Here is a 23,087-nt window from a genome sequence, read left to right on the forward strand (position 1 = left end):
AAGTTTCTCAGCGCGTCGATATTCCCGCCTTTTTCTCGTGAGTTATTTCACACAATTCTCCTTCAATTCTCCAGGCGCTTATTTTTGGCACAGCTTACGCATATTACTTCTCGTGCGCGCAACACGCTGATGAACGCATCGGCTCAGGGAGGCAGCGGCCTTCGAATCGTAACTTCGGCTCTGTTCATGTTTATATGGAGTGAAGTCGTACAGGAGATAACAACTTCATGAAAGATATCGCCAATTCCGCCTCACAAAACGGGAACTCGACCGCACCGGTCGATGAAATATTACCCGTTACGCAAATGATTCTTTATGGGCTACAGCACGTGCTGGTGATGTACGCGGGCGCCGTGGCGGTTCCGCTCGTTGTGGGTAATGCGGTAGGACTCCCGCCAGAGCACATTATTTTACTGATTAGCGCCGACCTGTTTATCTGCGGCGCGGCCACCATCGTACAGTCGCTGGGGGTCGGTAAGTGGCTCGGCTGTCGGCTGCCGCTTATCCAGGGCTGTACCTTCGCCGCGCTGATCCCGATGGTGTTGATCGGTAAGGAGTACGGGATCGGCGGTATTTCCGGGGCGGTGATCGTGTCCGGTATTTTTATCCTCTGCTGCGCGCCGTGGATTAGCAAGCTCATCCGCTTCTTTCCCAAGGTGGTGATGGGCAGCATCGTCACGCTTATCGGCATGTCTATTATGCCGGTGGCAGGCGGGTGGATTGGCGGCGGTAGCAGCGAAATGAGCGGCTTTGGCGCCCCCTTCTCGCTGCTGATGGCGGCAATCACGCTGGTGATTATTCTCAATATTTACACCTTTGCCTCCGGCGTCGTGAAAAACACGTCGGTGCTGATCGGCCTTATCATCGGCACCGTACTCTGGAGCTGCTTTAAGCCTCTCGACTTTAGCCTCGTCCACGCCACCCCCTGGCTCCATCTGCCGACCCTGATGCCCTTCGCCAAACCTGAATTTCATATTATCCCCGTCGCCCTGCTGTCGATGGTGATGGTGGTGGTGATGGTGGAAACTATGTCCTCGATGATGGCCACCGGGGATATCGTCGGGAAAAAGGTGGACGCGAAGATGCTGCGCAACGGCCTCAACACCTGCGGTATCGCGACCACTATCTGCGGCTTCTTCAATCTGTTTCCCTACGCCGCGTTCGCGCAGAACGTCGGCCTGATCGGTTTAACCGGGGTGCGCAGCCGTTTTGTGGTGTCGGTCTCCGGCATCATTCTGATTCTGATGGGTGTGTTCTCGAGGATGGCGGCGCTGGTGGTGCTGATACCGAAACCGATCCTCGGCGGCGCGGGCATTGTCATGTTCGGTATGGTGGCGGTGTCCGGTATTCGTACCCTGGGACAGGTCAACTACCGCAACAATAATAACGGTATGGTGGTGGCATTAACGCTCGGCCTCGGCATGATGCCGGTGCTGGTGCCCAATCTGTTTACCCAGTTTCCGCCGATGGTTCAGCTGTTTCTGCACAGCGGGATTACGATTGGCACCCTGACGGCTATCGTTGCCAACCTCACCCTCAACGGCAGCGTGCCCTTCCGCGTTAACCACGAAACGCCGGTCCCCGATCCGGCCCCGCCAAGCTCGGCGGCGCGCAACATGGCCGTCAGAACCGTCAGAATGTGGCTCCTGCTGCGCAAAGTTCAGAAGGGGAGACAGCCTGAAGAAGCGCAGGAGGGGTAATGATGCTCACCAGACTCCTGTTTGCCTTGATCACCCTGCTGCTGCTGGCGATCCCCGTCGTGCAGCAGGGTATCGCGCAGGGCCTGAACGGCCGCTTTAGCTATGCCCTGCTGTTCTAAGTTTAAGGACCACTGCTATGAAAAGAGTCACGACCGTCTGCCCCTACTGCGCCTCCGGCTGCAAAATGCAGCTCACGGTAGAAGAGGGAAAAATTACCCGCGCCGACGCTGCGATGGGGAAAAATAATCAGGGCACCCTGTGCCTGAAGGGCTACTACGGCTGGGATTTTATTGACGACCCGCAGATCCTCACCCCGCGCCTGAAAACGCCGATGATCCGCCGCAGGCGCGGCGGTAAGCTGGAGTCCGTCTCCTGGGAGGAAGCGCTCGATTACGTGGCAAGCCGCCTCAGCGACATAAAAGCGAAGTACGGGCCGGATGCGATTCAGACCACCGGCTCTTCGCGCGCCACCGGCAATGAAACCAACTACATCATGCAAAAATTTGCGCGCGCCGTTATTGGTACCAATAACGTCGACTGCTGCGCACGCGTCTGACACGGCCCGTCGGTTGCAGGTCTGCACCAGTCGGTCGGCAACGGCGCGATGAGTAATGCCATCACCGAGATCGATAATACCGATCTGGTGTTTATTTTCGGCTATAACCCGGCGGATTCGCACCCGATCGTGGCGAATCACATCCTCAATGCCAAACGCAACGGGGCCAAAATCATCGTCTGCGATCCGCGTAAAATCGAAACCGCGCGCATCGCCGACCTGCATCTGGCTCTGAAAAACGGCTCCAACATTGCGCTGCTCAACGCCATCGGGCAGGTAATTATCGAAGAAGATCTCTACGATAAATCCTTCGTCGCCGGGCGTTCCGAAGGCTTCGAAGCGTATCGCAACATCGTCGAAGGCTATACGCCGGAGTCGGTGGAAGCCATCACCGGCATCAGCGCCAGGCAGATTCGCGAATGCGCGCGGCTGTACGCCACCGCCGGAAACGCCATGATTCTGTGGGGGATGGGCGTAACCCAGTTCTGGCAGGGCGTCGAAACGGTGCGTTCCCTGACCAGCCTGGCGATCCTCACCGGGAATCTGGGGAAACCGCACGTCGGCGTCAATCCGGTGCGCGGCCAGAACAACGTCCAGGGCGCCTGCGATATGGGCGCGCTGCCGGACACCTATCCCGGCTATCAGTACGTGAAATTCCCTGAAAACCGGGAGAAGTTCGCCAACGCCTGGGGCGTTGAGAGCCTGCCGGAGAACCCTGGCTATCGCATCAGCGAGCTGCCGCACCGCGTGGCGCACGGCGAAGTGCGGGCGGCGTACATTATGGGGGAAGATCCGCTCCAGACCGACGCCGAGCTTTCCGCCGTACGTCAGGCCTTCGAAGAGATGGAGCTGGTTATTGTCCAGGATATCTTTATGACCAAAACCGCCGCGGCGGCCGATGTGATTCTGCCCTCGACCTCGTGGGGCGAGCATGAGGGCGTCTATACCGCAGCGGACCGCGGCTTCCAGCGCTTTTTCAAGGCGGTGGAGCCGAAGTGGGATCTGAAGACCGACTGGCAAATCATCTGCGAAATCGCCACCCGGATGGGGTATCCAATGAAGTACGACAACACGCAGCAGATCTGGGATGAACTCCGCCATCTGTGCCCCAACTTCTTCGGCGCGACCTACGAGAAGATGGGAGAACTGGGCTACGTGCAGTGGCCGTGCCGCGACGAGTCGGAGGCGGACCAGGGCACTTCGTATCTGTTTGCGGAACGGTTCTCCACGCCGAACGGGCTGGCGCAGTTCTTCACCTGCGAATGGCAGGCGCCGGTCGATAAGCTGAGCGATGCCTATCCGCTGGTGCTCTCCACGGTGCGCGAAGTGGGCCACTACTCCTGCCGTTCGATGACCGGCAACTGCGCTGCGCTGGCCAAACTGGCGGACGAACCGGGCTACATCCAGATCAACACCGCCGACGCCAAACGGCTCGGCATTGAGGACGAAGAGCTGGTGTGGGTTAACTCGCGCAAAGGCAAGGTGATTTCCCGGGCGAAAATCAGCGACAGGCCGAATAAAGGGGCGGTCTACATGACCTATCAGTGGTGGATTGGCGCCTGCAACGAGCTGGTCACCGAGAATCTCAGCCCGATAACCAAAACCCCGGAGTACAAGTACTGCGCCGTTAACGTTGAGCGTATTGCCGATCAGCGCGCCGCCGAACGGTACGTCAGTGAGGAATACAGCCAGTTGAAAGCCCGTCTGCGCGAAAGCGCCGCGGGGTAAAAAATATCGCCCCGGCGCTGTGCGCCCCGGGGCGATTATTGTCTTTTCTTCTTCCTTTCGCCAGCGTTAACCGACGGCGGCCAGATCTTTGCGGCAGCGGCGCGCGACCTCAAGATACTGCTGCGGAGTGTCAACATCCCAGTGAATCCCCTGATTCGCCACGGGGATAACGCGCGCCGCCATCTGACCGATAACGTCCCGCAGGGTGGCCCCTTGCGGCGCGCTACGAATCAGAGAAATCGCCCGCTGGGGCAGAAGAACCGGATGGCCTTTACCGCGATCGTAGGCCGGTATAATGCAGCTCCCGGCGTCGGCGTTGGCCCACAGCCGGCGGTAGACGCCCGGCGTGACCTCCGGCATATCGCCCAGCGCCAGAAAGAAGCGCGAAGCGCGAATATGGCCTACCCCGCACTGAATAGAAGAGAACATACCGTCCTGATATTGCGGGTTAAAGACCACCTCAACGCCCGGATGATCCCGATAGCACGCGGCCAGTTCGTCGCCGCGAAACCCCGTCACCAGCACCACCCGATCGCAGAACGCCAGGGCGCTGGCAAGGGCGCTATCGAGAATCGTTCCCTCGCCCCACGGCATCATCATTTTCCATTTGCCCATCCGGCTGGAGAGCCCGGCGGCCAGCATAACGCACTGTTTATCCATTTTTTTGCTCATCGTCATCCTCCCCCTGAAGACGAATACAACGCCGCCGTCGGCTGGCGACGGCGGCGCTTGCGGCGATCAGGATTTCAGCACCGCTTTAATCGAGGTAATGATCGGCTGATATCCCGTACAGCGGCAGATATTCCCCTCCAGCGCCTCTTTCAGCTCATCGTCGCTGGGGGCCGGGTTGGCATCCAGCAGCGCCTTGGCGCTCATCAACACGCCGGGCGTGCAGAAGCCGCACTGAACGCCGCCGTGACGAATAAAGGCGTTCTGCAATTTTTTACCGACCGGATCGTGATGCAGCGCTTCGACGGTAGTGACCTCCGCCCCGTTGCACTGGGCAGCCAGCAGCAGGCAGGAGCAGACGGATTTGCCGTCCATAATCACGGTGCAGGCTCCGCACTCGCCCACCGAGCAGCCCTCTTTGGTGCCGGTGAGCTTCAGCTCCTCGCGCAGAAAATCGATCAGGCGGACATTGTCTTTCACATCGCGGGCAATGCGGATGCCATTCACTTTTAGCTCAATATGGTTCATGTTCATGGCTCCTTATTTTTTCTGCTCTGTCATAACTTCCTGCAGCATCTGCCGGAACATATCGATAAATACGGGGACTTTATAAGGCGCAGACCAGCGTCCGCCGATGGCTTTTTCTACCTTGTCGTGCAGTACCCCGGCCGCATAGTCAATGGCGGCGGCGTCTAACGCCTTCCCGGTGAGCGCCTGCTCAACCTCAGTCAACCGCTGCGGTTTGGCCATCAGCGCGCCATCCACCAGACGGCACAGGCGAACCACGCCCTTATCGACCATAAACTGCCCGGTTAAGCTCTGGCGCGTAATGTTCAACGCATTGCGCCGGCCAAGCTGCAGATAGCGATTGATCAGCGGCTGCTGCGTCGGCGCCGGCAGGATAAAGCGGACAACCAGCTCATCGGGCTCAAGAAGGGTGCGATAGCCGCCCACGACGAATTCGCTGACCGGCATCCGGCGCGTTCCGCGCGCGCTGCGCAGCTCTACTTCCGCGTCGTAGATAATGAGCGGCGGCATGGAGTCCGCGCACGGGGCGGCGTTGACGATATTGCCGCCGATCGTTGCCCGGTTGCGCAGCTGCAGGGAGCCGACGGTTTTACAGGCCGTAACCAGTAGCGGATAGCGCTGCTGAATCAACGGATGCTTAACCAGGTCGGTAAAGCAGACGCCGGAGCCAATGGAGATCCCGCCCTCAACGTCAAAAATCTCTTTCAGCTCCGCCAGTCCGGCAATGTTGACGAGCGGCACCTCGCCGGACAGCATCCGGGCCTGCACCAGCACATCGGTGCCGCCGGCAATAGGCATTGCCCCCTTCTCGGCCATCAGCGTCAGGGCCTCTTTCAGGGTTTGCGGGACGCTCAGCGATAGGGTGTTGAGGCGGTGAACCTGTTTCTTATCGCCAGACTCCAGCATCTGCTCGCTCTGGCGCTCCGGCTTCTTGAGGTTATAACCCAGGCGAACCTGCTCGAGGGTCAGCGGCAGGATCCGGTTGGGGCGGTCGATGGCGAAGCTCACCGCGTTATTGAGAGCCGCAGCGCCCAGTTCAAGTACCGGTTCGCCGATAACTTTCGCCCCCATCGGGCCCGCTTTATCGTAGTTTTCCACCGCAATGATATCGATGTGCGGCATATCCTTGATGGTCGGCAGCAGATAGGTATCGAAGTTTTCCGATTTCACCACGCCGTGCTCGGTGTTGAAATCCTCCAGCATGCCGTAGCCGATCATCCCCTGCAGCACGCCGCCGTAGACCTGGCCGCTAAAACCAACCGGGTTAATGACTTTACCGACATCGTGGGTGGCGACGACGTTATTGACGGTGATTTTGCCGGTGCGCATATCCACCGCCACGTCGGCCAGCTGGCAGCCGTACACCTAGGTGAAATAGGGGCTGCCGCAGCCCTTCTCTTCATCCCAGTGAATATTCGGCGCCACGTGCCAGCCGTAGGCGGAGAGGTTTGCCCCGGTAGCCCGGGTCATATCGCACACCTGCTGGAAGCTGAGGCTCAGCGCCGGGCTGTGGCGGTTGAACACTTTGCCATTTTGCCAGGCGATATCGTCGATGCTCCGCGCTTTCAGCGTTTCCCTGACGGCGTCCGCCATGCGTTGTTTAATTTTGTTCGCCGCGCTCAGGATCGCCTGCCCGCCCATCAGGGTACCGCGCGAAGCGACCGTTGAGCCGCCGTCGGCGATCATCGCGGTGGCCGGTTCGCTAAACATCACCCGGTCGAGCCCAATACCAAAGGCTTCCGCCGCCAGCAGCGACATGGTGGTCTGCAGCCCCTGCCCGTTCTCGGATACCGAGGTGGAGATGTTCACGCTGGCGTCGGCATTCACCTGAATCAGCGCCGAGGACGCATCCAGCCCCTCGGCCCCCAGAGAGCAGCCGCGATGGCTCAGCGCGAAGCCAATCCCGTAGCGGATCGGGCCGCCTTCCGCGTTAAGCTTTTTGTAGTGTTCGCGTTTGGCCTCGTATTCGGCCTTGAGCAGCGTCTTCTCCAGCACCTCCCGCGCGGAGACGGTGTGCTCGCTGAAGACCTGCCCGGCCATGCTGGTATCGCCCTGCTTGAGAATATTGCGCAAGCGGAATTCAACGGGCGACAGGCCCAGTTCGCCCGCCACGTCATCCATCAGCGATTCGTTGGCGAAAATGACCTGCGGCGCGCCGTAGCCGCGGTAGGCCGAGGTATAGTTGTTGTTGGTGTAAACGCCCACCAGATCGACGCGTACGTTAGGAATGTTGTAGGGGCCCGCCGCCTGCACGGAACTGCGCCAGGTGACAAACACCGTCTGGCCGCAGTAGCTGCCGCCATCGGCGATAATGTCGATTTTAATCGCCTGAATGCGCGCGTCGTCGTCCACGCCAATGCGGTATTTCATCTTATAAGGATGGCGCTTGTAGCTCTCGCGCATCGACTGTTCGCGGTTATAGGAGATCTTAACCGGCCGTCCGGTCAGGTGCACCAGCAGCGCCGCGCGGCAGGAGACGTTATCGATAATGTCATCTTTACCGCCGAAGGAGCCGCCGAGGACGGAGCGCTTAATGTTGACCTTCGCCTGGGGCAGGTCGAGATATTTGGCAATCACCGCCCGGGTGCGGTGAGCGTTCTGAATCGACCCTTCGATGGTCATGATCTGTTCATTATTGTCCAGGTAGGCGGTAATCGATTCCGGCTCAATATAGCCGTGCTCCTGGAACCCCACCTCATACTCACGTTCGAAGATATGGGTGGAGGCGGCAAAACCGGCATCGATATCGCCCTTCGCCGTGTGGTGGCGGTTGATGATATTGCTATCGAGTTCGCTGTGAATAAGGCGCGCCCCGGGCTTCATCGCCTCTTCCGGGGAGGTAATCGGCTCCCACGGGGTGTAGGTGATTTTGATTTTATCGACGGCGATGCAGGCTGCCTCGTAGGTTTCCGCCGCCACCACGGCAACCACGTCGCCGCGGTAGGCGATCTCCTTGTCGATAATCGGCGGATGATCGGGAACAATCGCTCCCAGCTTGCGCTGACCGGGGATATCGTTCCAGGTGGCAATACGCACGACGCCGGGCACTTTTTCCGCCTCCGACAGGTCGAGCGCATCGATGCGCCCGGCAGGAATATCCACGTAGCGACAAACGCCATACAGCATATTGTTCATAATAATGTCATCGCCGTAGACCGCTTTACCCGTCACCTTGGCGAGCCCGTCTACGCGGGGCACCTCACTGCCAACTAGCAATGTATCCATATTTTTCAGTCTCCACTCACAAAGAAAGATAACGGATTAAAGCAATGGCTATGCCACCTATAAATAAAGGGTTATTTCAGGCTGAGTTATGTGAGGCGTATCTAAAAATAGCGGCCGGTTAACGAATAAAAAGCGCATGAGGTCGCCGCTGATTATCAAAACGAGAGCATGAGTATCACTATGATAATTGGCGGTTCTCAATTGTGTTTCCAGGGTGATGCCAGCGGTGCATCCGCAGCTCCTGCCGCCGCCGGGCATTGAGCGCAACCGTCACCCTGCGGCAAAACGCGTATCGAGGTGATGAAGCTTTTTGACGCCCCTCAAATTTCGAATAAAAAATAAAACAAACACAATAATGAAATTTAAATTTCATAAACAAGCATGTTAACAAATGTGATATATATCATAATTTTAACAATTCATTTTCCTGCCATCGGGCTATCTCTCCGTAAACAATCCAAAAAATTGCCATGCATATCAATTAATTATAAAAATAGCCATTCTATACACAAGGCTGTTACACATAACCCACAAAACCAAACCGAAATAAAACTTTCAAAATGTGATCTGTTTGTATTTTTATTTCACTTATAGCGGTAATAATCACCTCTCACTAAACGCACTCTGCCCGCCTTGATGGCGCAGCAGAAATCCTAACCCCCCGGAGGATGCAATGAAGGAAGTGAGATCAGGACTTATCCGAACCGTTTATATTGGCCCGCCCCTTTTCCACCCTCACGCTGCCGGGGACTTTCTGAACGTCAACCACCCCGGAGGCCCCAGCCCCGCATCTACCAATGATTCATCATTAATCAAAAAGAAACCTCTTTGATCGGTTTTATTTAGCGCATAGCAATCGCGCTAAATAGTTGCACTAAGAACAAAAAAACATTTCATCCCGGCCGTGCTTCGCCAGGCGCAAAGGCATGCCGTGACGAGGATGGGATGACACGTTTTTATCTCGTGCCGTTAATCAAAACAAAAGGTATAAAAATGTCTCTTATTATGAATCTGAACCTACAGCAGAGAAAACGATTACACCAGATAACCCTGGTTGCGACATTTGGCGGCCTGCTATTCGGTTATGACACCGGCGTTATTAATGGCGCATTTTCCTCTCTGAAACAATATATGGCCCTGACCCCGACTACAGAAGGTCTGGTCATGAGCGTATTGCTGATCGGCGCCGCGTTAGGCAGCGTATTCGGGGGAAAATTCGCGGACTTCTTTGGCAGAAGAAAGTACCTGCTCTTTTTATCCTTTATCTTTTTCATCGGCGCATTAATGTCCGCTCTGGCGCCGGATATCACCGTACTGCTTATTTCACGTTTCATCCTCGGCTATGCCGTGGGTGGCGCCTCGGTGACCGCCCCCACCTTTATTTCCGAAGTGGCGCCAACCGAAATGCGCGGTAAACTGACCGGCTTAAACGAAGTCGCCATTGTTATCGGGCAGCTCGCCGCATTTGCCATCAACGCCATTATTGGCATCCTCTGGGGCCATCTCCCCGACGTCTGGCGCTATATGCTGATGGTGCAGACCATTCCCGCCATCTGCCTGTTTATCGGTATGCTGCGATCGCCGGAAAGCCCGCGCTGGCTGATCAGTAAAAACCGTCATGAAGAAGCGCTGGAAATATTAAAGCAAATCCGCCCTCTGGAACGCGCAACCAAAGAATTCAACGATATCACCACCTTAATTAAGGCCGAAGCGGACAAAAAGCTCCATTCGCAGAACGCCTTTGTCACCATTCTCCAGACGCCATGGATTTTCAAACTCCTGCTGGTGGGCGTCATTTGGGCGGCGCTGCAGCAGACCACCGGGGTCAACGTCATTATGTACTATGGTACTGAAATCCTCAGCAGCGCCGGATTCTCAGAAAGAACCTCCCTCATCTGCAACGTACTCAATGGCGTGTTCTCCGTCGGCGGCATGCTATTTGGCGTGCTGTACCTCGTCGATCGTTTTAAACGTAAAACCATCATTATTTATGGTTTCGCGATCATGGCTACCCTGCACCTTATCATTGCCGGCGTAGACTACACGCTGGTCGGCGACATCAAAGCCACGGCCATCTGGCTGCTCGGCGCGATGTTCGTTGGCGTTATGCAGGGAACGATGGGCTTTATCACCTGGGTGGTGCTGGCTGAGCTGTTCCCGCTCAAGTTCCGCGGACTGTCGATGGGCATATCGGTATTTTTCATGTGGGTGATGAACGCCATCGTCAGCTATCTGTTCCCATTATTGCAGGCCAAGCTCGGGTTAGGTCCGGTATTCCTGATTTTTGCCGCGATTAACTACCTGGCGATTGTTTTTGTCATCGCGGCGCTGCCTGAAACGTCCAATAAATCGCTGGAACAGCTGGAAGAGGAGCTTTCAGCAAATAAATCTGCAGCGGGATTCAATACGGCCACCAAGGAAAACGGATTATGATCGATACTATTACGCAGGATAATCTCCATCTGTCGTGCCGGGCGAAAAATAAAGCAGAAGTCCTGGCCATGATTGGCGCTGAATTTAAATCTAAAGGCTATGTCAGTGAAGATTGCGTTACTTTTCTTGCTGAAAGAGAGCGCCAGGTCTCCACCTTTTTAGGCAATGGCATTACGCTGCCGCACCTGCCTAAATCAGCAACCAATATCATTGCTAAAACCGGGGTTGAAATTTATCAGTTCCCCGATGGCGTTATCTGGGACAGAAGTAATGTCATGTTCATTGCCATTGGCGTGATTGCCAAAGAAAGTGAGCATATTGATGTACTGAGAGAAGTTGCTTCTATTTTTAGTGATGAAATTATCGCCAAGGCGCTATCATTAATCTCCAGCAAGCAGGATTTCCTGCGGATCCTGCAACAAAACTGAGGGTGGAGGATATATTTGATACGAACAGAAATTGAGTGTCGTAGCCAACCCCAATGATTCATCATCGGTCAAAACGCTTAGTATATCCATGTAATCCCTGTAAAAAGCCTGCTCGCGAGCAGGCTTTTTTACTGACGTTGACCAAACCAAATACGCTTATCAGGGCCATCCCACCCAAAATCATCTTCCGCGCTGAACCGATATCAATATTCATATAATTTACCTTGGTGATGGTAACGGATTGGTATCTATAAAACGCGTACATTCATTGCCCAATATCAAGATTTATATAACAGGGTTTAAAAATGAGTTCTCAGCAAATTTACTTATTTGGTATAACAACTTCCCATCTTGTCACACCTTTACCACGTCGTAGCGAATCGCTGAGGACGGTATATGGCTTTAACAGATTCATCGCGGGACGAAACGCCCCGGCAGGAACGCTCTGGCTCAGGGAGGATTTCGGGGCTAGCGCTGCTGGTTGCCAGCGCATTTTTTATGGAGTTTCTTGATGGAACGGTGATTGCTACTGCTCTGCCGGATATGGCAAAGGCGTTTGGCGTCACAGCGATAGACCTTAATATTGGTATCAGCGCCTATCTATTAACTCTGGCTGTGCTGATCCCGGCCAACGGCTGGGTTGCGGAGCGTTTTGGCGCACGAAACGTCTTTACTCTGGCACTGTGCATTTTTACGCTTTCATCCCTGCTATGCGGTCTGACCCATAATGTGACTGAGTTCGTTCTGATGCGTATCCTTCAGGGGATTGGCGGCGCGATGATGGTTCCTGTAGGACGTCTGGTCGTTCTGCGCACCACCCCGAAAGATCGGCTTATTAAGGCCATTGCCACGCTAACCTGGCCCGCGCTGGTGGCCCCCATCATTGGGCCGCCGCTTGGTGGATTTATTACCACCTACGCCAGCTGGCACTGGATCTTCTTTCTCAACGTCCCCCTGGGGCTGATCGCCATTGTACTATCATTGCAGATGATGCCAAACCAATCGGCTAGCGAACGCAGACCGTTTGATTTTACAGGATTTGTCGCCACTGGCGTAACGATGCTGTGCCTGGTTGCAGGGCTGGAAATGCTCAGCCAACAAAACGTTAGCCTGATCGGGGCAGCAGTAACCATTACTGTTGGCTTCGCTACCCTGGTCTGGAGTATTCATCATCTTTTGACCAGTAAAACGCCGCTGATTGGCCTGTCATCGCTCTCAGTCCCCTCATTTCGCATCAGCATGCGCGGAGGATTTATCCTTCGTGCGACGATTAGCTCAGCCCCCTTTATGCTGCCTCTGATGTTTCAGGTTGGTTTCGGAATGAACGCGTTTGAAGCCGGCTCGATGGTACTGGCCGTTTTTGCAGGCAACCTGGCGATGAAACCCGCTACAACGCCGCTAATTCGCTATTTTGGCTTCCGTAAGCTGCTTATCGGTAACGGTGTCGCCTGCGTATTGACGCTGTTACTCTGCGCACTGCTAACGCCTGACTCGCCGCATCTGATAACGCTGGTGCTGTTGTTCCTCGGCGGATTAAGCCGTTCCATGCAGTTCACCGGTATCAGTTCACTGGCCTTCGCTGAAGTTCCGTCACAGGAGATGAGCTCAGCCAATACCCTGTTCAGTACTTCACTTCAGCTCGCCAGCGGACTGGGAGTGACAATGGGAGCGCTAAGTATTCGCATGGGCAGCATCCTCAGTGAGGATCTTGGTTACGCCACTGTTCCTGGAATGGGGTTTCGCCTGGGATTTGTCGTCATCGCGATTATCACTGCGCTCGGAGTGTATGATATGACGCGGCTTGCGCCGAATGCGGGTATCAACGTCTCACAGAAAAAATAGCTTAACGCCGGTCAGCCGATTGCTTTTCATTGCGTGCTCGCTCAACGACAGGATGCATGACAATCAGTTACCGGCTACCATTTAACTAAGATAAAACCGACTCATATGGCACGTCAGGGCAATCATAATAAATTCGTCTGCATTATTGAGGCTTAAACCGGTTAGCGTTTCGAACTTCTTAATCCGTTGATACAGCGTATTGACGTGAATGCCCATCTCCTCTGCAGTATTCACTGCGGACTGCCTGTTTTTTAAAAAACAGATAATCGTCACCAACAATATACCAGGTTTGTTATTCTCTTCCAGCACAGGTGAAAACAGATCCAGGATAAAGTCTTTTAGTTCCTCAGGGGTATGTTTTATAAACAAGCGATCAATACCTGAATGACGAAAACTCATTACGCCACTTTTATTTCTGGTTTTAAGAACATCAAGCGCAGTATTAGCTTGTTTAATGCTGGTGATAACCTCCTGGCGTCGCAGAACTGAACTCACCCCCACTTTATAAAGCTTGTCCTGCTGATAGCGCGCGATTACTTTTTCCTCAAGAGCGAAAAGCTTTTGCTCATTCATATCAAATATGATTAACGTTATCACGTCAGCGTCAAAATAATGAAAAACGTTTTTCAATGCGAAGTCTCTGGTGAGAACGTTGATTGTCGACAAATAGTGTATTTCATCGCTGGTCACTTGTGGTGCTGTTAGCTTAATGCACAGTACTGATTTATGCAGAACGATGCCCCTGCGGGCAAATGATATTTCACTTTCTGCCGTCAATCCAATCACCATAATCTCAGCGATAAGATCCAGATTCTTTTTATTCTCCAGCGCAACAGAACCCGCCTGCTTGACGATCTCCATTATCACAAACTCTTTTAGTCTGGAGATAATCGATGATACATGTTCATTTAAGTCCGGGTTTCGCATGATAAAAAAGGCGAGCAAGCGCCCCTCATTTTCAAGAGGAAGCAGACAATAGTCTCTACCGCCCACAATGATTGTCGACACATTTTTTTCGCCAGCAGAGGCGCGCAAGTGACTCCACGTCAATGCACTAAGCGATTCACTTAAACTCTGGTTTCCCAGTACATCCAGATAGTTAAGATCCAAAGAGAGATGTGAAGCGATCGCCGCGATAAAATCACCTAGTCTATTGTATTTAATAGACAATGAGACCATCAAATTATAAAAATCCACGCTCGCGTTCAGCAACGTGTTTTGCGCCTGCAGCTGATTGCGTAGGTCTTCAACGACTCGCAGACTTTCCGTGCGTTCATCATAGAGACGGGCATTGCGCCAGGCCAGCGCCACCTGCGATGAATAGGTTTCGAGTAGCGATTTTGCTAAAGAGTTAAATACAAACTGTCGGCTAAATGAAAGCATAGTCAATGTGCCATAGCATGCCGACTGATCGTATACCGGGACGCAAATAAGCGAAGTTGCCAGCGGGTTATCTTTAAGTATTTCATCACGCAAGGAAGAGCTTGCCGTAAAGCTGTGGTTAATTTCTTCCCGTGAGTTTAAGACCGCCGTCTGCATTGATTTAAACACTTTACCGGATATCGATTCATGCAGACCTACAATATAATCATAATAATTATTTTTAAATCCTGTCATTGCAACCGGAACCAGCCGGTCGCTTTTATCATCATAAATACGAAAGATTGCCGCATCGCTATATGCAATAGTCTTCAGCGCGCCGTCAATAACATGCTGCGTAACAACCTCATGCGAAAGCCCGGAGGCGAGATGCCAGGTATTGTCGCTAATCTTCGTGAACATCGTATTTTGATAATTAATTACTTCAGTTAAAAGTAGTATTTTCACTTCACTGAGAAATACTCTGACATTTTCTTCACTTAGTAGCGCGTGTTCCGTCCGGATGGCAATACGCAATGATTCAATATGCAGGCAAATAATATTAATCACCATGCAATCACCATCCCTTTCACGAATTAATATGTACGATTCATTTTTATCTTCAAAACCGGACGTATCTCCCGCCATTAGCGAGTCGTAACGTAAATCGGAATGTTCAATATGCACATTCGACTGTGGAAAATACCGTACAGACACAACACTCAAGGATTTACGTAATGAGTCAGAATTATTATCAAATGTAGGATTGTACATAAAAATCATCTCTTGAGTGTATGGTTACACATAGATATTTATCATCACTTCTGTAAGGGTAGCAAGGACAAAATCACATCATCTCATGTCTTATGAGGGAACTTTATGCTCAGTGCTACATTCAAGAATAAAAACAATTTGATAATCCTGATATTGTTTCTGTGTTGGGTCGTAGGGTTTATCGATAAAGCCGCTATTAATATTGCGATCATTCCAATTTCTGCTGATTTTGGACTGGGAAGTGAACAAACCGGTATGGTCATCAGCGGTTTTTTCCTTGCCTATTCGCTCACCCAGCTTATTGGCGGCTACCTTGTTGACCGGATGGGCAGTAAAACCATCTTAACCGGTGCGGTTGCCCTGTGGTCCGTTGCCACCGCTATGGGCGGAATGGCAAGCAGCGTTTTCACGCTGGCAGTTACGCGTTTTTTTGTCGGAATGGGGGAAGCGGTTTTCCCTGCAGGAAGCTCCGTTGTCATCGCCCAAAGGTTTGAAAGAAGCAAAATGGCGCGCGCTAAATCATTTCTGCAATCTGGCGCATCGGTCGGGTTCGCCGTTGGCTCGGTGGTCGTATCTACGCTGATTACCTGGTACAACTGGCGAATCATGTTCTTTGTTTTGGGTATCGCTGGACTGATTCTGGCTTTCTGCCTGTGGTGCGTCCTGCGCTCCAGCGCCCCGGACACCTCTGGCGTTACGATGCCACAGCCATCCGCAGCGCACGGTAGCATCCCCGAAAAGCAGCGTTTGTTGAATATTATTCGCCGCCCATTAACATGGCAAATCGCCGCCTGCTACTTCTTTACCAATATTGTATTCTGGGGTTTGCAGTCCTGGCTGCCATCCTATTGGGTGAAAGTCAAAGGGATGAGCATGGTATCCATGGGCGCATGGTCAATGCTGCCGCCGGCCCTGGGCTTTGCCTCATTTTTGTTTTGTGGGTGGCTGCTCGACAGGTATTTTCAGGGTCGCGAAAAATACCTGATTGCGATTGGCTCTTCTGTCTCAGCGCTGTTCATCTGGCTGATGTTTAACGCCTCTTCCGTGCCGATTGCCTTTGCCTGGCTTTCGCTATCTAACATATTCCTTAACGCCATCAGCATCAGCGTGTTCGTTACCATCATCAAACAATTTCCAAAGGCCTCAGTAGGTACCGCAACGGGGTTTATTAACTCAATTGCGCAGATAGGTTCCTTCTTATCGCCGCTTATGATCGGATACTTACTGAAGCTGACCCAACAAAACTACGCCACCGCTTTCCTGTCGATCATTGCCTGCGCGGTCATCACCTGCCTGATCGCACTGTCCATTACTCATTCTACTGGCGCGGCTCAGGCCGAAGCGACATCTAATGTATCCCAATAAAAGAGAGAAACGATGAACTACTTATCGATTATTGAACGTACGATTGAACAACAACGTGAACGTATTACCGCCGTTAGCGACAAGATCTGGGAATTTGCCGAAGTGCGCTATGAAGAAGCGCAGTCTGCTGAACTGATGGCGCAAGCGCTTGAAGACAATGGCTTTCAGGTCACACGAAAGGCTGGCGGCATCGATACGGCGTTTGTCGCCACCTACGGCAGCGGCGAACCGGTCATTGCTTTTCTCGGCGAATATGACGCCCTGCCCTCATTAAGCCAGCAGGCCAATTGCGATATTTTTTCTCCCGTCGTCGCTGCGGGAAACGGCCACGGCTGCGGGCATAACCTTCTTGGCGCAGGTGCGCTGGCAGCTGCGCTAGCGACCAAAGCCTGTATGCAAGAACTCGGCCTGGCGGGAACGGTGAAATACTTTGGCTGCCCGGCTGAAGAAGGCGGCGGTGGCAAGGCCTATATGGCGCGTGCCGGGCTGTTTGACGGTGTTGACATCGCGTTCACCTGGCACCCGTGGGACGAGAATCTGGCCTACAACGCCAGAATGCTTGCGACTAACCAGGTGAAATATCTGTTTAAAGGCAAAAGCACCCACGCAGCATTCAGTCCGCACATGGGGCGCAGCGCGCTTGACGGCGTTGAGCTGATGAACGTTGGGGCCAATTTCCTGCGTGAACATATTATTCCTGAAGCGCGGCTCCACTACGCCATCACCAACGCGGGTGGCAACGCGCCAAACGTGGTGCAGTCTGAGGCCCATGTTCTGTACAAAGTACGCTCACCCAAAATGCAGGAAGTTCGAGAAATCACTCAGCGCGTTGACGATGTCGCTCGCGGCGCGGCGCTGATGACCGGAACGGAAGTCACCATTGAATTTGATGCGGCCTCGGCCGATCTTATCCCTAACGTCACCCTCGCCAGCGTAATGAACGAAGAGTTGCTCAAAACTGGCCCGGTCACCTTTAGCCCTGAAGAAAAAGCCTTCGCCCAGGCGATACAAGAGACCTTTTCTGAGGAAGAAAAGCGCAAAGTCGCCAAAAGGGGCCGCACGCTATCCGAAGACATCACGCCGTTTCGCCAGGAACCTGATTTCCTCAATGGCTCAACGGACGTTGGTGACGTGAGCTGGCTGCTGCCTGTCGGCCAGGTCTATATCACCACCTGCGCCTGGGGCACACCACCGCACTCATGGCAGATGGTTACCCAGGGAAAAACCTCCTACGCCCACAAGGGGCTGCTGCTGGCTGGTCGTGTGATGGCCGCCTCGGCAATTCGCGTTCTCACCACCCCAGCGATCATTTCACAAGCGAAGGAAGAACACCTTGAGCAAAGAGACCACGAAGAGTACCGCTCGCTAATTCCTCAAGACGCAAGGCCACGCTCACTAAACAGATAACTAATGCAAAGGCGGTTCCATACCGCCTTTATTCTAAAATGATGAGGCGCTAAAAATGAAAATGTATAAAAACACACTGCTTGCGGTGGTTATTCTTACGTCCGCAGCAGCCCCTGCGGCAGAAATATATAATAAGGATGGCAATAAATTAGATCTATATGGTAGCATTCGTGCTCGCCACTATTTTAGCGATGATACAACCATTGATGGCGATAATACCTATTTCAGATTAGGTATTAAGGGCATGACTAAAATTAATGACGAGCTCACCGGCTTTGGTCAATGGGAATATAATATTCAGGGAAATCGCGCGGAATCTGACGGTTCAGACGGTACCAAAACCCGCTATGCTTATGCCGGGTTAAAATACGCTGACCTGGGTTCCATCGACTATGGAAGAAATTCCGGCGTGCTCTATGACGTCGCCAGCATAACCGACTATGCGCCAATCTTTGACATCATGACCGATAGCTATACCGATGGCTTTCTTACGGGCAGAGCCAACGGGCTGTTAACCTGGCGCAACACCAACTTCTTCGGCCTGAACGATAACCTTAAATTCGCTCTGCAATATCAGGGAAAGAACGGATCCGGGAGTAACAATAGCAGCCGTTCAGTCTATGGTTCTAACGGTGATGGCGCAGGCGCATCGGTTAGCTACGATTTCGACTGGGGCGGCTCTCTGCTGGCCGCTTACGGCAACTCACGACGCACGGCGGAACAGGAGGCTTTGGCCTACGGTGGTGGTAAGCACGCGGAAATGTGGGCTACCGGTTTTAAATACGATTCTGGCAGTCTTTATGCGGCGGTAAAATATTCTCAAGGATATAATATTACACCTATCAAAAATTATGGCTATGCGAATAAAAGTGAAAACTTCGAAGTTTATACCCGCTATGTTTTTGATAACGGCATTATTCCCGGCATTGGTTGGTTCCAGTCGCGAGGAAAAGATATCGAGAATAGCGGTGATATCTATTTAATGAAATATCTCGATATTAACCTGTCCTGGTTCCTGAACAAGAATTTCTTTACCTATGTCGATTACAAAATAAATCAGCTGGATAAAAATACGCCTTTCAGTATTTCGACCGACGACACTTTTGGCGTTGGCATGACCTGGCAGTTTTAATATCCAGCCGCCACGCAAGCAGGTCCGGTCAACGAGCCCAGACCTGTTTCTGGTTTTTAATGTGCAAGGTCTTCTGCGCCATAATCCCCGACAGGGGATGCGGTTGATAGCACGCTTCCAGATAATAATCCAGAGAAGAGGATTTTTTAAGGATCCTCCAGCAGAATCACTAAGCACGGCTATCTCCCGATAGTCGCCCGAAAAAAGCCTGCTTGCGCGCAGGCTTTTTGCTTATTCAGGATGGACGTAGCGATTAGCTGCCTTTGTAGGTGGAGTAACCATACTGGCTGAGCAGCAGTGGAATATGCAGCTTTTCATTGGTGCGCGTGACGGTGAAGAGAACCGAGATCTCCGGGAAAAACGAGGCCAGTTTCTGTTTGCTGAAGTCATCGCCGGTTTTGAAGGTCACTTTATAAATCCCCGGCTGCATATCCCCTTCAGCTGGATAGAGCGATTTAATACGACCATCGTTGTCGGTGACGCCGGTGGCCAGCGCTGTCCATTTATTCGCCTGCTGTTTTTCAAGGGTGACCGTCACGCCCGATGAAGGCAGACCCGTCTGCTGATTGAGAATATGTACGCTGAGCGTCCCGACGGGGGCGCTAAATGCGGCTGGAGCGACAGACATAGCAGATAACAGAATCAGACTGGATAATTTTTTCACGATGTTTTCCCGTTGTGAATAATAACGTTCAAACGTTAGCACCCGGGCCGCGAAAATATATTCAACTTTTTGTGATAATCGCCTTAACGGAAGCAGGACGAGGAAAATAGCGAGCAGGGCAACAGCCCATTCGAAGTGATAGAATTATCTGAATATAAGGGGCATCCCTGGGGCGTGAATAAAGGCCCGCTCGCTTGCGCTATACTTATTTTCCTCCGCGTTCACAAAAGGAATTCACATGAAGATATGGCCAGTTCTGACGGGTGTGGCTATCGCCCTGACGCTTGTCGCCTGTAAATCCCCCACTCCTCCCAAGGGGGTCCAGCCGATAAATAACTTTGACGCAAGCCGCTATCTGGGGAAATGGTATGAGGTTGCCCGGCTCGAAAATCGTTTTGAACGCGGCCTTGAGCGGGTTACCGCAACGTATGGTCAGCGCAGCGATGGCGGCATCAGCGTGGTTAACCGCGGTTACGATCCGCGGAAACAGAAATGGAGCGAGAGCGAAGGTAAAGCGTATTTTACCGCGGCGCCGACCACCGCCGCGCTAAAAGTCTCCTTCTTTGGCCCGTTTTACGGCGGCTACAACGTGATCGCCCTGGATAGCCAGTATCAGTATGCGCTGGTCAGCGGTCCCGATCGCGGCTATCTGTGGATCCTGTCGCGCACGCCGACCATCCCGGAATCCATTAAGCAGGAGTATCTGCGCATCGCGCGGGAACTCGGCTTCCCGGTAGAAAAATTAGTCTGGGTGAACCACGGGTAACAAGCTGAATCCACACTATCTTCAGCGAACCAACGAGCTGAAGATAGTGTGGCGATAAGGCCGGAAGAGGATAAATAATTAGTGCGATGACGGCTGGCTGGAGTCGGCCGCCTCTTCTGCGGTTTTAGCGGGAGCGATACTCTCTTTAATCTCTTTGGTTTTATTCGCCGCATCGTTGGCCAGGTTATTGGCATCAACAATCGCGCTGTCTTTAATTTTTCCCGCTTCCTGCACGATTTGGTCGCTTTTCTGCCGGGCATCCTGCTTAACGGCATCAGCCTGGGCCTGGGCTTGCTGAGCAATAGCTTCCGCTTTTTTATCCGCTTCCGCCTTGATGCTGGAGGCCTGGCTGCTGAGATTGTTCGCCTCGTCCGCCGCCTGTTTTTTTATCGCATCAATGTGTTTATCCGCTTCATCCTTAATTGCTTCGGCTTTATCGGACGCCGCCTCTTTAATTTGCTGCGCGTTATCTTTTGCTTTATCCAGATTTGCATCAACTTTTGATGAATCATCACAGCCGGCGAGAATTAAGCAAACGGCAGAAGCGATCAGCGTTTTACTCCAGAGTTTCATAGTCATTCCTTTATTTATTAATATCAGCGTATCGGGGGAGTCATCGCCGCAGGGTTGCCAGGATAATTCTCATAACAATGATGTCATGAAATTATTTAGCCCCAATACTTAGCCCTGCATCCCTTTATTTATAATCGCTAACCAGGCAGAGTCAAGTTCCTGCGCCACTCCCCCGGCGAGGGCTGACGTAAAAAACCCGGGCGGCTGCCCGGGTTGGTCACTGAAAAAAGAGTTTAGGCGGTGACGGCTGATTTTGTCAGCGTTGGGCCGGCTAACGCCAGCCGGGCGCCGGCATCGGTATCGGTATATTGCTTAAAGTTATCCATAAACAGTTGCGCCAGACTCTCGGCCTTCTCCTGCCATTTGTCGGCAGAAGGCCAGCCGCTACGCGGGTCAAGCAGCGCGCTGTCCACGCCAGGCACGCTTTGCGGGATAGCGAGACCGAATACCGGTACCGTTTCTTCGCGCAGCTCGCCGGTGGTCCCGTTTAAAATCGCGCTGATGATATTGCGCGTGTCGCGGAGCGAAAGGCGCTTGCCTTCGCCGTTCCAGCCGGTGTTAACCAGCCAGGCCTCGGCGCCGGCCTCCGCCATTTTGGCCGCCAGAACGCTGGCGTACTGCGTCGGGTGCAGTAGCAGGAACGCCGCGCCGTAGCAGGCGGAGAACGTTGGCGTGGGCTGAGTGATACCGCGTTCGGTACCGGCCAGCTTCGAGGTAAAGCCAGACAGGAAGTGATACTGCATCTGCTCGGTCGTCAGACGGGATACCGGCGGCAGGACGCCAAAGGCATCGGCGGCAAGGAAAATCACCTTCGACGGATGGCCCTCGCGCGACACCGGTTTCACGATGTTTTCAATATGCGATAGTGGATAAGAGACGCGGGTATTTTCGGTCTTGCTGCCATCGGCGTAATCCACGCTGCCATCGGCTCTGACCACCACGTTTTCCAGCAGCGCGTTACGACGAATCGCGCGATAGATTTCCGGCTCGGCCTGCGGGTCAAGATTAATCGTCTTGGCATAGCAGCCGCCTTCGAAGTTGAACACGCCGTCATCATCCCAGCCGTGTTCGTCATCACCGATCAGCTGACGCAGCGGATCGGTGGAAAGCGTGGTCTTACCGGTGCCGGAAAGACCGAAGAACAGGGCCACGTCCCCCGCTTCACCGCGGTTCGCCGAGCAGTGCATCGAGGCGATGCCCTGCTGCGGGAGCAGGTAGTTCATCACCGAGAAGAGGCCTTTTTTCATCTCGCCGCCGTACCAGGTGCCGCCGATCAGCTGAATTTTTTCGCTCAGGTTAAACGCGACAAAGTTCTCGGAGTTGAGCCCCTGCTCCTGCCATTTATCGTTGGTGCAGCCCGCGCCGTTGAGGACGACGAAGTCCGGCGTAAATTCAGCCAGCTCCTCTGCGCTCGGCGCAATAAACATGTTTTTGACAAAGTGCGCCTGCCAGGCCACTTCGGTGACGAAGCGGACGCCCAGGCGCGTTGCCGGGCTGGCGCCGCACCACGCATCAACGACATATAATTTCTTGCCGCTCAGCTGTCCGGCGACCAGCGCCTTCAGATCTGCCCATATCTCGGTGGATAGCGGCTTATTGTCGTTGCGGCCAAGGCCGGAGTCGGCCCACCAGACGGTGTCACGCGTCAGATCGTCCCTGACAATATATTTGTCGCGCGGCGAGCGCCCGGTAAAGATCCCGGTATCCACGGCAACGGCCCCGGACTCGGTCATGACGCCGCGCGCCGCGCCGGTTAATTCCGGGCTGGTTTCATGCGCAATCAGCAAGTCGTAATCGGGGTTATAAAACAGCTCGCTGCTCTCCTGAATACCGAGCGAAAGAAGAGCGTCTTTTACTGATTCAATACGTGACATGGCACTCCTGACAAACTATTGGCTGGATAAGATGCTATTAGGGTATTTCAACCTGTCAGCTAAG

The 23,087-nt window shown here is 53.3% G+C and carries 15 protein-coding genes and 2 pseudogenes; 9 read left to right on the plus strand and 8 right to left on the minus strand.

The window, feature by feature from the left end; genetic code table 11:
* Positions 1 to 227 precede the first annotated feature (227 nt).
* Complete coding sequence (locus CDA56_RS08590; protein WP_103814090.1) at positions 228 to 1,700, plus strand: nucleobase:cation symporter-2 family protein; 1,473 nt, start codon at positions 228 to 230, stop codon at positions 1,698 to 1,700.
* A 136-nt stretch (positions 1,701 to 1,836) separates the two neighbouring features.
* Positions 1,837 to 3,984: a formate dehydrogenase subunit alpha gene (gene fdhF / locus CDA56_RS08595; protein ID WP_102803466.1), complete on the plus strand. Its 2,148-nt coding sequence runs from the start codon at positions 1,837 to 1,839 to the stop codon at positions 3,982 to 3,984.
* 66 nt (positions 3,985 to 4,050) lie between these two features.
* Here the strand turns inward: fdhF and CDA56_RS08600 are convergent, their stop codons facing one another.
* From CDA56_RS08600 to CDA56_RS08610, 3 genes and pseudogenes are all read right to left on the minus strand, one after another.
* Positions 4,051 to 4,656, minus strand: coding sequence for a nucleotidyltransferase family protein (locus CDA56_RS08600; protein WP_102803467.1), 606 nt, complete (start codon positions 4,654 to 4,656; stop codon positions 4,051 to 4,053).
* A 66-nt stretch (positions 4,657 to 4,722) separates the two neighbouring features.
* Entirely contained in the window at positions 4,723 to 5,181 is a 459-nt protein-coding gene (locus tag CDA56_RS08605; protein ID WP_009651983.1) for a (2Fe-2S)-binding protein, read from the minus strand.
* Between the two features lie 12 nt (positions 5,182 to 5,193).
* Positions 5,194 to 8,406, minus strand: a pseudogene (locus CDA56_RS08610) (molybdopterin cofactor-binding domain-containing protein).
* Positions 8,407 to 9,399: 993 nt separating this feature from the next.
* Between CDA56_RS08610 and CDA56_RS08615 the strand changes: the two are divergent.
* Both CDA56_RS08615 and CDA56_RS08620 read left to right on the plus strand, forming a co-directional pair.
* Positions 9,400 to 10,861 (plus strand): annotated as a pseudogene (locus tag CDA56_RS08615) (sugar porter family MFS transporter).
* A complete protein-coding gene (locus CDA56_RS08620; protein WP_025108434.1) occupies positions 10,836 to 11,267 on the plus strand; it encodes a PTS mannitol transporter subunit IIA in 432 nt (143 codons plus the stop codon). Before CDA56_RS08615 ends, CDA56_RS08620 begins: the two are co-directional and overlap by 26 nt.
* A gap of 61 nt (positions 11,268 to 11,328) precedes the next feature.
* On the opposite strand, the gene CDA56_RS30875 is transcribed toward CDA56_RS08620, so the two are convergent.
* Positions 11,329 to 11,481: a hypothetical protein gene (locus CDA56_RS30875; RefSeq protein ID WP_157835624.1), complete on the minus strand. Its 153-nt coding sequence runs from the start codon at positions 11,479 to 11,481 to the stop codon at positions 11,329 to 11,331.
* A gap of 182 nt (positions 11,482 to 11,663) precedes the next feature.
* On the opposite strand from CDA56_RS30875, the gene CDA56_RS08625 reads away from it, so the two are divergent.
* Complete coding sequence (locus CDA56_RS08625; protein WP_102803469.1) at positions 11,664 to 13,109, plus strand: MFS transporter; 1,446 nt, start codon at positions 11,664 to 11,666, stop codon at positions 13,107 to 13,109.
* A gap of 81 nt (positions 13,110 to 13,190) precedes the next feature.
* Here CDA56_RS08625 and CDA56_RS08630 read toward each other — a convergent pair whose 3' ends face one another.
* Complete coding sequence (locus tag CDA56_RS08630) at positions 13,191 to 15,242, minus strand: helix-turn-helix domain-containing protein (RefSeq protein ID WP_157835623.1); 2,052 nt, start codon at positions 15,240 to 15,242, stop codon at positions 13,191 to 13,193.
* Between the two features lie 105 nt (positions 15,243 to 15,347).
* Here CDA56_RS08630 and CDA56_RS08635 point away from each other — a divergent pair, with 105 nt between their 5' ends.
* Genes CDA56_RS08635 through CDA56_RS08645 form a run of 3 tightly spaced genes read left to right on the plus strand, consistent with a single transcriptional unit; the run spans position 15,348 to position 19,146 of the window.
* Complete coding sequence (locus CDA56_RS08635) at positions 15,348 to 16,607, plus strand: MFS transporter (protein ID WP_103814088.1); 1,260 nt, start codon at positions 15,348 to 15,350, stop codon at positions 16,605 to 16,607.
* Between the two features lie 12 nt (positions 16,608 to 16,619).
* Complete coding sequence (locus CDA56_RS08640) at positions 16,620 to 18,014, plus strand: M20 family metallopeptidase (protein WP_064375336.1); 1,395 nt, start codon at positions 16,620 to 16,622, stop codon at positions 18,012 to 18,014.
* A 55-nt stretch (positions 18,015 to 18,069) separates the two neighbouring features.
* On the plus strand, positions 18,070 to 19,146 hold the full coding sequence (locus tag CDA56_RS08645) for a porin (protein WP_048262544.1): 1,077 nt from the start codon (positions 18,070 to 18,072) through the stop codon (positions 19,144 to 19,146).
* 253 nt (positions 19,147 to 19,399) lie between these two features.
* Here the strand turns inward: CDA56_RS08645 and uraH are convergent, their stop codons facing one another.
* A complete protein-coding gene (gene uraH, locus CDA56_RS08650) occupies positions 19,400 to 19,810 on the minus strand; it encodes a hydroxyisourate hydrolase (protein ID WP_102803470.1) in 411 nt (136 codons plus the stop codon).
* Positions 19,811 to 20,048: 238 nt separating this feature from the next.
* Here uraH and CDA56_RS08655 point away from each other — a divergent pair, with 238 nt between their 5' ends.
* On the plus strand, positions 20,049 to 20,576 hold the full coding sequence (locus tag CDA56_RS08655; RefSeq protein ID WP_102803471.1) for a lipocalin family protein: 528 nt from the start codon (positions 20,049 to 20,051) through the stop codon (positions 20,574 to 20,576).
* 78 nt (positions 20,577 to 20,654) lie between these two features.
* On the opposite strand, the gene CDA56_RS08660 is transcribed toward CDA56_RS08655, so the two are convergent.
* Together CDA56_RS08660 and pckA are read right to left on the minus strand one after the other, a co-directional pair.
* Positions 20,655 to 21,149: a hypothetical protein gene (locus CDA56_RS08660; RefSeq protein WP_014229779.1), complete on the minus strand. Its 495-nt coding sequence runs from the start codon at positions 21,147 to 21,149 to the stop codon at positions 20,655 to 20,657.
* 233 nt (positions 21,150 to 21,382) lie between these two features.
* Positions 21,383 to 23,023, minus strand: coding sequence for a phosphoenolpyruvate carboxykinase (ATP) (pckA, locus tag CDA56_RS08665; RefSeq protein ID WP_102803472.1), 1,641 nt, complete (start codon positions 23,021 to 23,023; stop codon positions 21,383 to 21,385).
* Between the last annotated feature and the right edge of the window lie 64 nt (positions 23,024 to 23,087).

The organism is Klebsiella michiganensis (assembly GCF_002925905.1).
GTDB lineage: Bacteria > Pseudomonadota > Gammaproteobacteria > Enterobacterales > Enterobacteriaceae > Klebsiella > Klebsiella michiganensis.

Coding starts and splice junctions, on each gene's coding strand:
- CDA56_RS08645 (WP_048262544.1), top strand. CDS start 18,070: ATGAAAATGTATAAAAACACACTGCTTGCGGTGGTTATTCTTACGTCC.
- CDA56_RS08660 (WP_014229779.1), bottom strand. CDS start 21,149: ATGAAACTCTGGAGTAAAACGCTGATCGCTTCTGCCGTTTGCTTAATT.
- CDA56_RS08635 (WP_103814088.1), top strand. CDS start 15,348: ATGCTCAGTGCTACATTCAAGAATAAAAACAATTTGATAATCCTGATA.
- pckA (WP_102803472.1), bottom strand. CDS start 23,023: ATGTCACGTATTGAATCAGTAAAAGACGCTCTTCTTTCGCTCGGTATT.
- CDA56_RS08630 (WP_157835623.1), bottom strand. CDS start 15,242: ATGTACAATCCTACATTTGATAATAATTCTGACTCATTACGTAAATCC.
- CDA56_RS08625 (WP_102803469.1), top strand. CDS start 11,664: ATGGCTTTAACAGATTCATCGCGGGACGAAACGCCCCGGCAGGAACGC.
- CDA56_RS08620 (WP_025108434.1), top strand. CDS start 10,836: ATGATCGATACTATTACGCAGGATAATCTCCATCTGTCGTGCCGGGCG.
- CDA56_RS08590 (WP_103814090.1), top strand. CDS start 228: ATGAAAGATATCGCCAATTCCGCCTCACAAAACGGGAACTCGACCGCA.
- CDA56_RS08640 (WP_064375336.1), top strand. CDS start 16,620: ATGAACTACTTATCGATTATTGAACGTACGATTGAACAACAACGTGAA.
- CDA56_RS08605 (WP_009651983.1), bottom strand. CDS start 5,181: ATGAACCATATTGAGCTAAAAGTGAATGGCATCCGCATTGCCCGCGAT.
- CDA56_RS08600 (WP_102803467.1), bottom strand. CDS start 4,656: ATGAGCAAAAAAATGGATAAACAGTGCGTTATGCTGGCCGCCGGGCTC.
- CDA56_RS30875 (WP_157835624.1), bottom strand. CDS start 11,481: ATGAATATTGATATCGGTTCAGCGCGGAAGATGATTTTGGGTGGGATG.
- CDA56_RS08655 (WP_102803471.1), top strand. CDS start 20,049: ATGAAGATATGGCCAGTTCTGACGGGTGTGGCTATCGCCCTGACGCTT.